This is a genomic window from Streptomyces sp. NPDC015130 (genome assembly GCF_043080005.1).
Lineage (GTDB): Bacteria > Actinomycetota > Actinomycetes > Streptomycetales > Streptomycetaceae > Streptomyces.
The window spans coordinates 81,561-96,606 of sequence record NZ_JBIBVC010000023.1; the positions used below are offsets into that span (position 1 = coordinate 81,561).

Annotated in this window: 12 protein-coding genes; 7 read left to right on the plus strand and 5 right to left on the minus strand. The window is 73.3% G+C overall.

All coding sequences use genetic code 11. The features are described 5' to 3' along the window. The first annotated feature begins 201 nt into the window (after positions 1–201). The 3 genes from ACF08F_RS34285 to ACF08F_RS34295 all read left to right on the plus strand — a co-directional run bounded on the left by ACF08F_RS34285 (position 202) and on the right by ACF08F_RS34295 (position 4,293). On the plus strand, positions 202–1,548 hold the full coding sequence (locus ACF08F_RS34285; protein WP_392302439.1) for a dicarboxylate/amino acid:cation symporter: 1,347 nt from the start codon (positions 202–204) through the stop codon (positions 1,546–1,548). Between the two features lie 177 nt (positions 1,549–1,725). Further along, entirely contained in the window at positions 1,726–2,310 is a 585-nt protein-coding gene (locus ACF08F_RS34290) for a TetR/AcrR family transcriptional regulator (RefSeq protein WP_392302451.1), read from the plus strand. A gap of 99 nt (positions 2,311–2,409) precedes the next feature. Then, positions 2,410–4,293, plus strand: a complete 1,884-nt coding sequence (locus ACF08F_RS34295) for an AMP-dependent synthetase/ligase (protein ID WP_392302440.1) — start codon at positions 2,410–2,412, stop codon at positions 4,291–4,293. A 10-nt stretch (positions 4,294–4,303) separates the two neighbouring features. Here the strand turns inward: ACF08F_RS34295 and ACF08F_RS34300 are convergent, their stop codons facing one another. The 3 genes from ACF08F_RS34300 to ACF08F_RS34310 all read right to left on the minus strand — a co-directional run bounded on the left by ACF08F_RS34300 (position 4,304) and on the right by ACF08F_RS34310 (position 7,570). After that, the gene (locus tag ACF08F_RS34300; RefSeq protein WP_392302441.1) at positions 4,304–4,963 is read right to left on the minus strand and encodes a pyridoxal 5'-phosphate synthase; all 660 of its coding nucleotides are present in this window, start codon (positions 4,961–4,963) and stop codon (positions 4,304–4,306) included. Further along, entirely contained in the window at positions 4,960–6,288 is a 1,329-nt protein-coding gene (locus ACF08F_RS34305; protein ID WP_392302442.1) for an FAD-dependent monooxygenase, read from the minus strand. The genes ACF08F_RS34300 and ACF08F_RS34305 overlap by 4 nt, the downstream gene beginning before the upstream one ends. A 118-nt stretch (positions 6,289–6,406) precedes the next feature. Next, complete coding sequence (locus ACF08F_RS34310; protein WP_392302443.1) at positions 6,407–7,570, minus strand: acetyl-CoA acetyltransferase; 1,164 nt, start codon at positions 7,568–7,570, stop codon at positions 6,407–6,409. Between the two features lie 106 nt (positions 7,571–7,676). On the opposite strand from ACF08F_RS34310, the gene ACF08F_RS34315 reads away from it, so the two are divergent. After that, complete coding sequence (locus tag ACF08F_RS34315; protein WP_392302444.1) at positions 7,677–8,939, plus strand: acyl-CoA dehydrogenase family protein; 1,263 nt, start codon at positions 7,677–7,679, stop codon at positions 8,937–8,939. After that, on the plus strand, positions 8,940–9,410 hold the full coding sequence (locus ACF08F_RS34320) for a nitroreductase family deazaflavin-dependent oxidoreductase (protein ID WP_392302445.1): 471 nt from the start codon (positions 8,940–8,942) through the stop codon (positions 9,408–9,410). A gap of 131 nt (positions 9,411–9,541) precedes the next feature. Here the strand turns inward: ACF08F_RS34320 and ACF08F_RS34325 are convergent, their stop codons facing one another. After that, positions 9,542–10,189 (minus strand): TetR family transcriptional regulator, encoded by a 648-nt coding sequence (locus tag ACF08F_RS34325; RefSeq protein ID WP_055642901.1) that lies wholly within the window; start codon positions 10,187–10,189, stop codon positions 9,542–9,544. Between the two features lie 319 nt (positions 10,190–10,508). On the opposite strand from ACF08F_RS34325, the gene ACF08F_RS34330 reads away from it, so the two are divergent. Both ACF08F_RS34330 and ACF08F_RS34335 read left to right on the plus strand, forming a co-directional pair. Next, positions 10,509–11,294 carry a VOC family protein gene (locus ACF08F_RS34330; protein ID WP_392302446.1) on the plus strand — a complete coding sequence of 262 codons (786 nt, stop codon included), beginning with the start codon at positions 10,509–10,511 and terminating at the stop codon, positions 11,292–11,294. A gap of 506 nt (positions 11,295–11,800) precedes the next feature. Next, positions 11,801–14,224 (plus strand): PQQ-binding-like beta-propeller repeat protein, encoded by a 2,424-nt coding sequence (locus ACF08F_RS34335; RefSeq protein WP_392302447.1) that lies wholly within the window; start codon positions 11,801–11,803, stop codon positions 14,222–14,224. A 20-nt stretch (positions 14,225–14,244) separates the two neighbouring features. Here the strand turns inward: ACF08F_RS34335 and ACF08F_RS34340 are convergent, their stop codons facing one another. Then, positions 14,245–14,877: a hypothetical protein gene (locus ACF08F_RS34340; RefSeq protein ID WP_392302448.1), complete on the minus strand. Its 633-nt coding sequence runs from the start codon at positions 14,875–14,877 to the stop codon at positions 14,245–14,247. Positions 14,878–15,046 lie beyond the last annotated feature (169 nt).

Genomic DNA, 15,046 nt, shown 5'->3' on the forward strand with positions numbered 1-15,046 from the left:
GCACCCCGCTCGTGGCGCGCCTGCACGTCGATCTGTGCCTCCCCCAAGGACTCGGCTCCGCTCGTGCAGGGGGGACCCCCAGTATGTCCGCGGTCTGTTGCCGCGAGCTCTGACCCGGCATCATGCAGCGGCCCGCGTGAAAACGCGTGTGTGCCGCACCCCCGTCCCGTATTTCCCGATACGCACCTGTGGAGTGTGTCTGTGTCCGCGTCCGCGAACGCACCCGAGCAGAAGTCCCCGGCTTCCGCGCGCATACCGAAGGTCCCCTTCTGGGCCCAGATCATCGCCGGCCTCGTGCTCGGCGCCCTCCTCGGCTGGATCGCCCGCAGCCAGGACGTCTCCTGGCTGAAGGAGACCCTCGGCCAGGTCGGCGACATCTTCGTCCAGCTGCTCAAGCTGGCCGTCGCCCCGCTCGTCTTCTTCGCGATCCTGGTGTCGATCACCAACCTGCGGAAGGTGAACAACGCCGCCAGGCTCGCCACCCGCACCCTGCTCTGGTTCATGATCACCTCGCTGGTCGCGGTCGGCATCGGCCTCGCGATCGGCCTGATCACCAACCCGGGCGCCGGTACCGGCCTCACCCCGCAGGACGGCAAGCTGCCGAAGCGCGAGGGCTCCTGGATCGACTTCCTCACCGGCATCATCCCGACGGACGTCATCACGCCCTTCACCGAGCTGAACGTCCTCCAGATCGTCTTCATGGCCGCCGTCGCCGGCATCGCCGCCCTCAAGCTGGGCGACCGCGCCAAGCCGATCCTCACGCTCTCCGAGTCCATCCTGGAGCTCCTCCAGAAGGCCCTGTGGTGGGTCATCCGCCTCGCCCCGCTCGGCACCGTCGGCCTCATCGGCTTCGCCATCGCCGACTACGGCTGGGACCTGATCGGCAAGTACGCGACCTTCACCGCCGACGTCTACATCGGCTGCGCCCTGGTCCTCTTCGGCGTCTACCCGCTGCTGCTCGCGACGGTCGCCAAGGTCAACCCGATCCAGTTCTTCAAGGGTGCCTGGCCCGCGATCCAGCTGGCCTTCGTCTCCCGCTCCTCCGTCGGCACCATGCCGGTCACCCAGAAGGTCACCGAGCGCCTCGGCGTCCCGAAGGAGTACGCCTCCTTCGCCGTCCCGTTCGGCGCCACGACCAAGATGGACGGCTGCGCCGCGATCTACCCGGCGCTCGCCGCGATCTTCATCGCGCAGATCTTCGACGTGCAGCTCGGCATCGGCGACTACCTGCTGATCGCCTTCGTCTCGGTCATCGGCTCGGCGGCCACCGCCGGCCTCACCGGCGCGACGGTCATGCTGACCCTCACCCTCTCCACCCTGGGACTCCCCCTGGAGGGCGTCGGCCTGCTCATGGCGATCGACCCGATCCTGGACATGATCCGCACGGCCACGAACGTGGCCGGTCAGGCGCTCGTCCCGGTGATCGTCGCCGCCCGCGAGAAGATCCTCGACCACACCGCGTACGCGAACGCCTCGGCGTCCCCGCTCGACGAGCTGGTCACGGTCGGCGAGTCCGACCAGAAGGTCGCGGTCACGGCCGCCGCCTGACGCGGCGGGTCCGTCCCGTACGGCCCGCCCCGAACGCCTCCGTGCCCCCTGCCCCCGTCCGGGCAGGGGGCACGTAGTCTTCTGCGGGGCAGCCGATTGATCTTGGAAACAGGGGTGGGTGCCGTGGGTGACGGGGTGAGGGCGCGGCGGTTGCCGCGGGTCGTGCGGGAGCGGCAGATGATGGACGCCGCCGTGCGGTGCTTCGCCCGGCACGGGTACCAGGCGGCGTCGATGGACGACATCGCCGAGCTCGCGGGGGTGTCGAAGCCGCTGGTCTACCTCTACCTGGGGTCCAAGGAGGAGCTGTTCACCGCCTGCATCCGGCGTGAGGCGGACGCGCTGCTCGGGTCCGTGGCCGCCGGGGTCGAGGGGGCGGAGCTGCCGCCCGACGAGCGGCTCTGGGCGGGGCTTTCCGCCTTCTTCGCGTACGCCGCCGACCACCCGGACTCGTGGCTGGTGCTGAGCCTGCGGGCGCGGACGCAGGGCGAGCCGTTCGCCGGGGAGCTCGCGCGGCTGCGGGACGGGATCGTGGCCTTCGTGGCGGGGTTGATCGGGGAGGCCGCCGGGGCGGCGGACGGGGCCGTCACCGGGCGGGACGTGGACGCGCTCGCCCAGGCGCTGGTCGGCTCCGCCGAGTCCCTGGCCACCTGGGCGAACGAGACGCCCGGGGTGACGGCGAAGGAGGCCGCCGCGACGCTCATGAACTTCGCCTGGGCCGGGCTCGGGAACCTCATGAAAAGCGAGCGCTGGTCTCCCCGTTGAGCCTTACCGCGCAGTAAGGTTACCGGCTAGTCAAAGGATCACAGGGCTCAACGTACCGACGCACGACCTCAGTTCATCGCGCAGACCGAGGAGCCGCACGTGTCCGTCGTCATCGCCGCATCCGGGACCGAGCCGGTCGAGCCGCAGAAGGTACGGGTGGACGGGCGGGTCCGGGAGGTCTCCGTCCCCGCGCTCGTCCCCCGCGTGGCCCGCGGCTCCCTCGCCGACCTGCCGTACGACAACGCCCGCCAGGACCCCGAGGCCGCGCTCTTCTCCCGGAAGGACGCCGACGGCCAGTGGTACGACGTCAGTGCCGCCCGCTTCGCCGCCGACGTCCACGCCGTCGCCAAGGGATTCATCGCCCACGGACTGCGCCCCGGCGACCGGCTCGCCCTCATGGCCCGCACCACCTACGAGTGGACCCTGATCGACTTCGCCGCCTGGGCCGCCGGACTCGTCACCGTCCCCGTCTACCCCTCCTCCTCCGCCTTCCAGACCCGCTGGATCCTCCAGGACTCCGGGGCCGCCGCCTGCGTCGTCGAGGACCCCGGGCAGGCCCGGCTCGTCTCCGCCGAGCGCCGGCAGCTCCCCGGCCTCGCCCATCTCTGGGCCCTCGACACCGGCGCGGTCGACCTGCTCCGCAGGGCCGGCGCCCGGATCGCCGACGAGGCCGTCACCGCCCGGCGCGGGCTCCTCACCCCCGAGACCCTCGCCACCCTCGTCTACACCTCCGGCACCACCGGCCGCCCCAAGGGCTGCGCCCTCACCCACGCCAACTTCTTCGCCGAGGTCGACAACGCCGTCCGGCTCCTCCACCCCGTCTTCGTCTCGGAGAGCAAGGAGCCCGCCGCCACCCTCCTGTTCCTGCCGCTCTCCCACGTCTTCGGCCGGATGGTCTCCGTCGGCTGCGTGCGCGCCCGGGTCCGCGTCGGCCACGCCCCCTCCGTCGAGGGCGACGAACTCCTCACCGACCTCGCCGCCTTCCGGCCGACCTTCCTCCTCGCCATCCCGTACGTCATGGAGAAGGTCTTCAACACCGCCCGCGCCACCGCCGAACGCGCGGGCAAGGCCGCCGCCTTCGACCGCGCGGCGGCCATCGCCCGCAAGTTCGGCGGGAGTTCCGCGCCCTCGTTCGCGCTGCGGGCCGCGCGGGCGCTGTACGACCCGCTCGTCTACCGGCGGATCCGCGCCGCGCTCGGCGGCCGGGTGAAGTACGTGATCTGCGGCGGCTCCCCGCTCGGTGCGCCGCTCGCCGAGTTCTTCGCGGGCGCCGGCCTCGCGGTCTTCGAGGGGTACGGCCTGACGGAGACCACGGCGGCCTCGACGGTCACCCCGCCGCGCCGGCCCCGCACCGGCACCGTCGGCTGGCCCCTGCCGGGCACGGCCGTCCGGATCGCCGACGACGGCGAGGTCTGGCTCAAGGGCGCCCACGTCTTCGCCGGGTACTGGGACGCCCAGCGCGGGGCGGCCGTGCCGTACACCGACGACGGCTGGTTCCCCACCGGCGACCTGGGCTCGCTCGACGAGGACGGCTATCTGCGGATCACCGGCCGCAAGAAGGACATCCTCATCACCTCGGCCGGCAAGAACGTGGCCCCCGCGCCGCTGGAGGACTGGCTGCGCGCCCACCCGCTGGTCGCGCAGTGCATGGTGGTGGGCGACGACCGGCCGTACGTCACGGCCCTCATCAGCCTCGACCACGAGGGCCTGACGCACTGGCGGCGGATGCGGCACAAGGACCATCTGGCGCTGTGGGAGCTGACCCGGGACGAGGAGCTCCTCGGTGCGGTCCAGCGGGCCGTGGACGATGCCAACCGGCTGGTCTCGCGGGCGGAGTCGATCCGCGCCTTCCGGCTCCTGACGACCGAGTTCTCCGAGCGCTCGGGCCATCTGACCCCGTCGCTGAAGCTCAAACGGCGGGCCGTGCTGCGGGACTTCGCGCGCGAGATCGACGAGATGTACGGGGCGGGGGACGCTCCCTGAGCCGCCCCGGTCACGGCCAGAGCAGCTCGCGGAGCCAGCCCGTGCCGGTCGCGTCGCGGCGGTAGCGGAGGCGGAGGTGGCGGCGGCGGGCGTCGCCCTGGAAGAACTCGACCTCGGCCGGTTCGACGACGTAGAGGGTCCAGGTGGGGGAGGGCGCGTCCGGTTCCGTCTCGGCCCGGTGCCAGGCCGCCTCGCTCGCCCGGGCGAGGGTCTCGGGGGAGTCCAGGACCTCGCTCTGCCGGCCGACGAGCGCGGCGGCGAGGGCGCCGGTGGTGCGGGCGTGGAGGTCCTCGTAGGCCTCCTCGGGGGTGCCGGTGGTGACGTGGCCCCGGATCCGGACCTGGCGGCCCTGGGCCGGCCAGTAGAAGCCGAGGGCGGCCTCGGGGCGGGCGGCGAGCTGGCAGCCCTTGGCGCTGGTGGCGTGCGAGGCGAAGTGCCAGCCGCGCTCGTCGGCGTCGTGGAGCATCACCGTGCGGACGTCGGGCCTGCCGTCCTCGTCCGCGGTGGCCAGGGAGAGGGTGTGCGGCTCGGTCTGGCCGGCGGCGACGGCGGCCGTGAACCAGTCGTGGAAGAGGGCGAGCGGCTCGGGCGGGGCGCCCGCCGGGTCGAAGGAGGGGAGCTCGGTGTCCCAGACGCGGAGGGAGCGGAGGGCGTGGTGGAAGTCGGTCATGCGGTCACGGTAGGGCGCGGGGTCGCCGGGGTGCCGGCCGGCACGGTGTAGTCCTCGATCGCGACCGCGTTGGCCGCGGACTGGATCCCGTCGCGGATCTTCTTCGCGATGAGGTTCTTCCAGGGGGTCTTCGGCAGGGTGCGGACCATGAACATGCGCAGGGCGATCTTCCACTTCGAGTCGACCGTCATTTCCTTGACGAAGCCCTCGGCCATCTTCTGGTTCTGCTCGACGCCCGGCCGCATCCGCTCCTCGTAGCGGGCGAAGGCCACCGTGTGGTCGCCGCCGGCCCGGGCCAGTTCGCCCGCCAGGACGTACGCGCCGGTGAGGGCGAGTCCGGTGCCCTGGCCGGAGGCGGGGGAGGCGCAGTGGGCGGCGTCGCCGAGCAGGACGACGCGTCCCTTGGACCAGCGGTCCATCTCCACCAGGGACATGGAGTCGAGGTAGAAGTCGTCGGCGGCGGCCGCGTGTTCCAGGAGGCGGGGGACCTCCCAGCCGTCGCCCGCGAAGGTGTCGGCGAGCAGCCGCTTCTGGCCGGCGACGCTCCGGAGGTCGTACGGGACGTCCTCGGGCGCCGAGAAGACGAAGAGGTTCTTGGCGTCCGTCTCGCCGGAGGAGCTGTAGACGCAGAGCAGCTTCTGGGGGAGGGCGTGGTACGTCTCCCAGCGGTCCAGGCCCAGGTGGTTGGGGGCGGTGAAGATGGAGATGTACGCGCCGAGGTGGCGCTTGAACCGCTCCTCCGGGCCGAAGGCGAGCCTCCGGGTGTGGGAGTGGAGTCCGTCGGCGCCGACGACGAGGTCGAAGCGGCGGACGGTGCCGCTGTCGAAGGTGACGGTGACGCCGTCGGCGTCCTCCGCGAGGGAGGCGATCGAGTCGTCGAAGACGTACTCGACGTCCTCGCGGGTCCGCTCGTACAGGAGGCGGGCGAGGTCGCCGCGCATGATCTCGTCGTCCTCCTCGACGCGCCCGCCGAAGACGTCGGCGGGCAGCTCGCCGATGGTGCGGCCGGCGTCGTCGACGTAGGAACCGCCGCGCATGTCGGTGGACCTGGCGCGGATCTCGTCGAGGATGCCCATCCGGCGGCAGACCTCGATCGCGGTGCCGCGGATGTCGACCTTGTAGCCGCCGGTGCGGAGCTCGGGGGCGCGCTCGACGACGGTGGGGGCGAAGCCGTAGCGGTGCAGCCAGAGGGCGAGGGCGGGGCCGGCGACGGAGGCGCCGGAGATGAGGACGGTCTTCGCGGGGGCGCTCGCGGGGGTGTGCGCGGCGGGCTTCGCGATGGTGTTCGGGGTGGTCTTCGGGGTGCTGTTCGCGGTGCTGTTCATGGCGGACTCCTTGTCGGTGGTGCGGGCGTCTCCTTAGCCCGCGCCGATGACTATACGAATGTCCTACACGACTGTCTATGACGCTTGTATAGATTCTTTCCGGGGTGGCCCCGGCGGGTCAGTCGCGCCCGAGCACCACCGTCCCCGAGGAGCAGAACCAGCCCCCCGTCCCCGAGGCCACCGCCAGCCGCGGCAGCGAGCCGTCCGGCCGCCGCACCTGCAGCCCGGGCGCCTCCCCGCGCAACTGCCGCACCGCCTCCACCAGCAGGAACAGCCCGCGCATCCCGGGATGGCAGGCCGAGAGCCCGCCCCCGTCCGTGTTCACCGGCAGCCGGCCCTTCTCGCCGAAGAACGCGCCGCCCTCGCCCTTCGCGCAGAAGCCCAGGTCCTCCAGCGTCACCAGGGTCATGTAGGTGAAGGCGTCGTAGATCTCGGCGAGGTCGACGTCGGCAGGGCTCACCCCCGCCCGCTCGAAGGCGAGCCGGCCGCTCACCGCCGCCGGGGAGACCGTGAAGTCCTCCCACTCCGACATCGTGGTGTGCGAGACGTGCTCGCCGGTGCCGAGCACCCAGACGGGGGTGGTCCGGCAGTCCTTCACGTACTCCTCCGCGACCAGCAGCACCGCGCAGCCGCCGTCGCTGCGCAGACAGCAGTGCAGCTTGGTGAACGGGTCCGCGATCATCGGGCCGTCCAGGACGTCGTCGACGGTGATCGGGTCCCGGAACATCGCCTCGGGGTTGAGCGCCGCGTTCGCCCGCGCCTCCACCGCGACCCCGGCGAGCTGCTCCAGGGTCGTCCCGTACTCGTGCATGTGGCGGCGGGCGGCCATCGCGTACTTCGCGATCAGGGTGTGCCCGTACGGGGCCTCGAACTGGAGCGGGCCGCGCGAGCCGAAGGAGAGGTTCGCGGTGCGCCGCCGGGCCCGGATGTCGGCGCGCGCGGTGGAGCCGTACACGAGCAGCACCGCGTTGGCGTGCCCGGCGGCGATCGCGTCGGCGGCGTGCGCGGCCATGACCTCCCAGGTGGCGCCGCCGACGGCGGTCGAGTCCACCCAGCGGGGGCGCAGGCCCAGGTACTCGGCGACCTCGACCGGGGCGAGCGTGCCCAGCCCCGTCGAGGCGAGGCCGTCGATCAGCGAGCGGTCGAGGCCGCTGTCCGCGAGGGCGCGCCGGGCGGCCTGGGCGTGGAGTGCGTACGGGGTGGCCTCGTCGACGCGTCCGCAGTCGGCGAGGGAGACGCCGACGACGGCGACGCGGCGGGGGCTGCGTGAAGTGGCGACCATGGATCTGACGGTACATCAGATTTGCCGAATCGGGATCGGCGTCTCTCTGGGCAACCGGTACCCCGCCGCCCTAGCATGACGGACCGTCAGATACGGAGGGAGCTTCATGGACGCCGCCGACACAGCAGCCGACGCCGCCGCACCCGAGGCCGCGCTCGCGCTCACCGAGGAGCAGCGGAAGATCCGCCGCACCCTGCGGGACCTGCTCGCCGAACGGACCGGGCCGGCCGAGAACCACGCCGCCGGCGCCACCCCCGAGGGGTACGACCCCGAGCTCTGGGCCCGGCTCTCCAGCACCCTCGGCCTCGCCGGACTCGCCCTCCCCGCCGCGTACGGAGGCGCCGGCCACGGCCCCGCCGCACTCGCCCTCGCCTGCGAGGAGACCGGCCGCACCCTCGCGCCCTCCCCGCTCCTCGCCACCGCCGTGCTCGCCGCCCCGCTGATCGCGGCCCTCGGCACCCCCGCCCAGCGCGCCGAACTCCTCCCGCGCGTCATCGACGGAAGCCTGACCTGCGCCCTCGCCGTCCCCGGCGGCTCCCTCGCGCTCGCCCTCGGCCTGACCGGCGACAACACCGCGGAGGACTGGTCGGGCGGCGGCCGGGCCGGCGGAATCCAGGCCCGCCCCGCGACCGGGAGCGAGGAAGGCGACGACGGGACGGAGCACGGCGGCTGGCGGCTGTACGGGGAGGCCGCTCAGGTCCTCGACGGGCACAGCGCGGACCTCCTGCTCGTCGCCGCCCACACCGGCGGCTTCGCCCGCAGCCGCACCCTCCTCTTCCTCGTGCGGCAGCGCGCGGGCGGGACCCCCGGACTCGTACGGACCCGAAGGACCGCCCTCGACCTCACCCGCCCCCACGCCACCGTCGAACTCCGCGACGCCCGGGCCGAACTCCTCGGCGAGGAACCGGCCGACGTCCTCGGCGCACTCGCCGCCACCGGCCGCACCGCCGCCGTGATGATCGCCGCCGAGGCCGTCGGAGCGGCCGGCGCCGCACTCGACCGGGCCATCGCCGGCCTCGGCCCGCGCGCCCGCCCCGACAGGCCCGCCGGTCACCTCCAGGCGGCCAGGAGCACCCTCGCCGACCTGTACGTCCGGGTCGAGGCCGCCCGCTCCCTGACCTACAGCGCGGCCCGCGAACCCGGCCCCGGCCCCGAGGGCGGGCCGCTCGCGCTCGCCCAGGCCCTGGAGGCACTGCGCGCCACGGCGGGCGAGGGCGTCCGCCTCCACGGCGGCGGCGCCACCGGGGAGCGCGAGGCCCGCCTGTTCTACCAGCGGGCCGCCTCCGACGAACTCTTCTTCGGACCCGCCCGGCGACTGCGCGCCCGGGCGGCGGAACGGACCGGACTCTTCGGAGAGGTGGCGGCCTAGATGCCCGTCGGCGTGAGACTGATGCAGAAGGTGTCCTCGACCCGGACCTTCGCCCGGATCGCCCCGCACGTGATCCCGGCGATGGACAAGGCCGTCCACCGGCTGACCGGGGGAAAGGTGCTGCTCAGCGCCCGGATGCTGCCGGGGGTGATCCTCACGGCACGGGGCGCCAGGAGCGGGCTCCCCCGGGTGACACCGCTCGCCTGCATGCCGGAGCCGGACGGCGGCTGGCTGCTCATCGGCTCCAACTTCGGCCGGCCGGGCCACCCCGCCTGGACGGCGAACCTCCTCGCCCACCCGGACGTCGAGGTCAACTGGCGGGGCGAGGACGTCCCCGTACGGGCGGAGCTCCTCGCGGGGGAGGCGCGGGCGGCGGCCTGGAAGGCGGCGCTGGAGTTCTGGCCGCCGTACGCCACCTACCAGCAGCGGGTGGAGCGCGAGATCAGACTCTTCCGGCTGACCCGGCGCTGACGCCCCGCTCCGGGCGCTCCGCCCGGAGAACGCCGACGCCGACGGCGGTATCCGCTCCGTGGGGGCGGAGCGGGACCGCCGTCGGCGTCGACGACAGGACGGGTGGAGGAGGTGGGAAGGGGCTGTCCGGTCTATCTGGTCGGCTTCTTGCCGGTGATGCCCAGGTGGACCAAGAGGGCCAGGTTCGGCTTGAGTTCGGCCTGCTTGACGCCCCAGGTCTGGAAGCCCTTCTGGTGGCCGGCGACCGAGGCCAGCATCGCCACCAGGGAGCCCGCCATGGCGGCCGGGTTGACCTCCTTGTCGACCTTGCCCTTGGCCTGGAGCTCCTTCACCGCGTCCGTGAGGGAGTTGGTGACCGAGTTCAGGATCTTCATCCGGATCTTGTAGAACCTCTTGTCGCCCTCGGCCGCGCCGAGGTCCACGACGCGGAGGATCGCGTCGTGCTTGCGCCAGAAGTCCAGGAAGCCTTCGACGAGTTCCTCGGATGTCTGCCAGCCGGCCTTGCCGACCCAGGAGCGGCCGGAGACCAGCTCGGTCAACCCGGCGCCCTCCTTGGCCATTTCCTCCGCGATCTCGAGAACGGCACCCTCGACGTCCGGGAAGTACTGATAGAACGTCGCGGGTGAAGTACCCGCCTTCCGGGCCACATCGATGACCTTGACGTCCCGGTAGGGCGAGGAGCTGAGCATCTCACCGAGGCAGTCGAGCAGCTTCTGCCGCGTCGCCTGACCGCGTCGTCCGGCCACGCGGCCGTCGACGGTGCGTACTTGTCCTGTCATGCCGTCAGCTTACCGAGGGGGGGTCGGCGCGCGATTCGGCCGACTGCAAATGGGGTGCGGCCCTGTTCCGGGGGCGTTCCACGAGGTCGGCGCGGCGTGGCGGCCCCGGACGGAGGGGGCGGGTTCAAGCCATGGAGGCGGGTGCGGGGCACGTCCTCGGACCGGCCGGGGGAGCCCCGTACCCGAATAGGCTTATGAACAGCCTGTGGACAACTTCGGTGGACAACTCAAGCGCCCCAAGGGTTCCCGGGGCATAAATCGCCTTTATGTTCGCATGTCAGGGCGTGCGAGGGGCTCTCCGCCGCCCTAGCGTGGAGCCATGGCCGCACGCACAGAGGGCACCCCGTGCTGGGTGGACGCGCAGCTTCCCGATCTCGAAGCGGGCAAGCGTTTCTACGGCGAGCTCTTCGGCTGGACCTTCGACGCCGACCGCGACGAGGCCCTCCTCGACGGACGCCGGGTCGCCGGGCTCCTCCCCAAGCGGGACGGCCGCATGCCCACCACCTGGACCGTCTACCTCGCCACCGAGAACGCGGGAACCCTCGCCACCCGCATCAAGGCCGCCGGCGGCCAGATGGTCATGGAGCCCTACCCCGTCGGCCCGTTCGGCGTCATGGCGCTCGCCGCCGACCCCGGCGGCGCCGTCTTCGGCCTCCGCCAGGCCGGCGACGACGACGGCTTCGAGAAGACGAACGAGCCGGGCGCCTTCTGCTGGATGGAGGTGTACACCCGCCGGCCGGACGCCGTCGACACCTTCTACGCCACCGTCTTCGGCTACCTCGGCCGCCAGGCCGACGCCGGAGCCGAGGGCCGCGACCCCGGCTTCGACTACCGCGTCTGGTCGCCCCCCGGCTCCCGGCCCGGCGACGACAGCGCCTTCGGCGGGCGCGCGGTCATCAGCGACGACTTCCCCGCCGAGATGCCCGGCCACGTCCTCGTCTACTTCGTCGTCGACGACTGCGACGAGGCCTGCGAGACCACCGTCCGCCTCGGCGGCCGCGTCGCCACCCCGCCCCTGGACACCCCGCACGGCCGCGTGGCAGTCCTCCACGACAACCAGGGCGCCCGCTTCGCCGTCCTCTCGGAGCCGCCCGCCACACCGTGAGGCATCCCCGCCGGATGGCTCCGATACGCGTCGCCCTCGTCAGGCTCCCCGCCCACCGTGACGACATCAAGGGCGTCAGCCCCCGCTTTCGCTCCGCCCACGTCTCGGCCGAATGCGCCGGTCCTTGGGCGCAACGGGTCGTGAGGTCCGTCGCAGCGAGGAAACCGAGATGCGCGCCCACCTGCTCACGTACCTGCTCGTTTCCCCCCCCCCGAGCACCCGGCGGACACGCGCACCGGACACCGCCATCTGCACCGGCGACGGCAGCAGTCGGCGTCCTCGCCGTGAGCTTCATGACACTCACCGTGTCACTCGCTCCCGTACAGACGCACCACTACCGCACTTCAGCACCACAACCGGCGACATCTCGAACGTCCACTCGCATACACCGTGGCGAACGTCCGACACCCCGATCCGCCCCCGGGTTCGCAACCAGGCCCTCGGACAGGAAGAATCAGGGCCACGGGGCCGTACCTTCATGGCCCGTACGGGGAGGTGGCAGGCAAGTGGAACAGCTGACGCAGCACGACCCGAGACGTATCGGGCCCTTCGAGGTGCTGGGCCGGCTCGGCGCGGGCGGGATGGGCCTGGTCTATCTCGCGCGCTCGGCCTCGGGCCGGCGCGTGGCGATCAAGACCGTGCGCACGGAGCTCGCCGAGGACCAGCTGTTCCGGGTCCGCTTCACCCGCGAGGTGGAGGCCGCCCGGGCCGTCTCGGGCTTCTACACGGCCGCCGTGGTCGACGCCGACCCGCGCGCCGCCGTGCCGTGGCTGGCCACCGCCTACGTCCCCGCGCCCTCCCTCGAAGAGATAGTGAACGAGTGCGGGCCGCTCCCGGCCCAGGCAGTGCGCTGGCTCGCGGCCGGCGTCGCCGAGGCCCTCCAGTCCATCCACGGCGCGGGCCTGGTCCACCGTGACCTCAAGCCCTCCAACGTCCTCGTCGTCGAGGACGGCCCCCGGGTGATCGACTTCGGCATCGCGTCGGGGGTGTCCAACACGCGCCTGACGATGACCAACGTCGCCGTCGGCACCCCCGCCTACATGTCGCCCGAGCAGGCCCGCGACTCGCGCAGCGTCACCGGCGCGAGCGACGTCTTCTCGCTGGGCTCGATGCTGGTCTTCGCCGCCACCGGCCACGCGCCCTTCCACGGCGCCAACCCGGTCGAGACCGTCTTCATGCTGCTCCGCGAGGGGCCGGACCTGGAGGGCCTCCCGGACGAGCTCCGGCCCCTCATCGACTCCTGCATGCAGATGGACGTCACCCGGCGGCCCAGCCCGGCCGACCTCCAGGCCCAGCTCGCCCCGCACCTCTTCGGTCCCGGCAGCGACGACAGCGGCACGGCCTCGGCCTGGCTGCCGCACCGCGCCACCGCCATGATCGAGCAGCGGCGCAACGGCGGCCGTCCCGTCCCCGGGCCGACCGCCCCGCCGATGCCGCCGCGCCCGCCCCGCGAGCCCGCCGAGCGGTCCGGCGACCCGCGCTCCCCGGAGCCCGGCCGGCAGCCCGAGCCCGCGCAGCTCGGCGGCCGGCACGCCGGTCCCGCCGAGAGCGCCGGCGGCCCCGTCCGGCTGGGCGGCGCCACCGTGCCGATCGGCCCCGGCCCCCGGGTGTCCGACACCCGGGCCGCGCTCGCCGTCGGCCGCAGCGCCGAGGCAGGCCCGGCGACCGGCTGGATCAGGCCGCCCGCCGGCGGTCCGCACGGCGCCGAGCCCGGCCCGCTGCCCGGTTCGCGCCCCGTCGCCGTACCCCCGCAGGGGGATCCTGCCGCCCCGGCGCAGCCGCCGGAGCCCGGTCACTGGCGGCCCTGGCGCTTCCGGATGTCGAACGACGTCTGGGGCACCCCGGTCGTCGACGGCGACCTGCTCTACGTGACCTCGTTCGAGGTGCACGCGCTGGACACCGGCAGCGGGCGGCGCCAGTTCAAGACCCGGGACGTGGCCTGGTCGATGGCCGTCTCCTCGGGCCGTATCCACGCCTCCGACGGGCCCACGCTGTACGCGCTCGACGCGAGCGACGGAAGCGAGCGCTGGCGCCTGCACACGGACGCCTGGGTGTACTCCCTCCAGGTGGACCGGGGCACGGTCGTCACCGGTACGCGCGGCGGCGGCGTCCAGGGCTGGGAGGCCTCCAACGGCGCCAAGCTGTGGGAGATCACCGGCGCGCAGACCGACTTCGAGACCCCGGAGGCGGGGCCCGCCGTGCACGGCGACACCGTGTACGTCTGGAAGGACGCCCGGCTCCAGGCCCTCGACGCCCGGACGGGCGTGGAGCGCTGGTCGTACCCCATCGGCGACGCCGCCTCCTGTGCCAACGTGCCGGTCCGGGTCGCCCCGGCCGAGGACGGCTGCGTGTACGTCTCCGCCGGCACCCGGGTCCTGTCGATCGACATCGCCGCCGGGCACGTCCGCTGGCACTTCGAGGCGCCCGCGGTCTTCCTCTCCCCGCCCGCGTTCGCACCGGGTCCGGCCGTCACGGGCGGCGGGGTGTACCTCTCCGACCACCTCGGCACGGTGTACGCGCTCGACGCCACGACCGGCCAGGACCGGTGGCGGATCGCGACCGAGCCGCGCCAGTCGGCCGAGCCGGTGCTCGTCGCCGACGGCAACGTCCATGTGGGCAGCGGCAGCGCGCTCTACACGCTGGACGCGGTCACCGGCACCCCGAGGTGGCGGTTCGCGGCGGGCGGCGAGCTCGTGGGCTCCCCGGTCGTCGCCGACGGCCGGGTGCACTTCGGCTCCGCCGACCACGTCCTCTACACGCTGGACGCGACCGGCGGGCAGCTCCGCTGGAAGCTCGCCACGGGCGGCGAGATCACGGGCTCGCCGGTGGCGAAGAACGGGGTCGTGTACGCGTGCAGCAAGGACCGCTGCGTGTACGCGCTCGACGCGGTGAAGGGCACGGCCACGGGCAGGGGGTCCGCGCCCCGCTGACGACGGCGCCCGGGCCCCCGCTACCGCGGCGGGGGCCCCGGGGGGCCGTCCCGGTCCGGATCCCACGTCGGGACGTCGTAGGGCTGCGTCGGGGCGGCGTACGGCGTGGAGGCCTGCGGGTGGCGGTGCGGCCCGTCCCCGACCTCCGCGCCGTCCGGGACCCCCGTGACCGGCGGCGGCCCGTCAAGGGTGGGGTGCGTGGGCCGCGGCTCGTGGTCCGTCCGGTCCAGCCGGTGCGTCGGGTGTCGGCCCGACATGACGAGCGCGCCGAGGAGCAGCAGCACCCCGCCGCCGAAGGCGTTGGCGACCCCGTCGCCCAGGCCCGCACCGTCGCCGGAGATCACGATGCTGCCCTCGGCCTGCCCGACCCGGACCATCCAGAAGACGGTGAAGCCGAGGACGACGACTCCCGCGAGGGCGACGAGCAGCCGGGAGCGGAGGACGACGCCGAGGACCGTGACGAGGGCGGCGAAGGCGAAGGGCAGCAGGATCGAGCCGAGCAGGTCGGCCCTGGTCTCCGTGATTCCGGTGAACAGCTCGTCGATCGCGTAGTCGCGGCCGAGACGGCCGTCGTACCAGGCACGGAAGGGGCTCCAGACGGCGGCCGTCGCTCCGGCGAGGGCCAGGACCGAGCCGATGACGTTGCGGATCATCGATCGGCCTCCTAGGGGTCCGGCTCTCGCTCCCGACGCTACGCCGGGTGCCGGGGGCCCGCCATTCTGCGGACACCCCCTAGGGCGTGTTGCGAAAGTCCCGCCTGCCCGACGGCGCCTGGCACGCACGCTCGCCGCGTTGTCGGGATCACCCCGATACATCCAGTAT

Coding starts and splice junctions, on each gene's coding strand:
- ACF08F_RS34315 (WP_392302444.1), top strand. CDS start 7,677: ATGGACGCCGCCGACACAGCAGCCGACGCCGCCGCACCCGAGGCCGCG.
- ACF08F_RS34305 (WP_392302442.1), bottom strand. CDS start 6,288: ATGAACAGCACCGCGAACAGCACCCCGAAGACCACCCCGAACACCATC.
- ACF08F_RS34300 (WP_392302441.1), bottom strand. CDS start 4,963: ATGACCGACTTCCACCACGCCCTCCGCTCCCTCCGCGTCTGGGACACC.
- ACF08F_RS34310 (WP_392302443.1), bottom strand. CDS start 7,570: ATGGTCGCCACTTCACGCAGCCCCCGCCGCGTCGCCGTCGTCGGCGTC.
- ACF08F_RS34290 (WP_392302451.1), top strand. CDS start 1,726: ATGATGGACGCCGCCGTGCGGTGCTTCGCCCGGCACGGGTACCAGGCG.
- ACF08F_RS34325 (WP_055642901.1), bottom strand. CDS start 10,189: ATGACAGGACAAGTACGCACCGTCGACGGCCGCGTGGCCGGACGACGC.
- ACF08F_RS34320 (WP_392302445.1), top strand. CDS start 8,940: ATGCCCGTCGGCGTGAGACTGATGCAGAAGGTGTCCTCGACCCGGACC.
- ACF08F_RS34330 (WP_392302446.1), top strand. CDS start 10,509: ATGGCCGCACGCACAGAGGGCACCCCGTGCTGGGTGGACGCGCAGCTT.
- ACF08F_RS34340 (WP_392302448.1), bottom strand. CDS start 14,877: ATGATCCGCAACGTCATCGGCTCGGTCCTGGCCCTCGCCGGAGCGACG.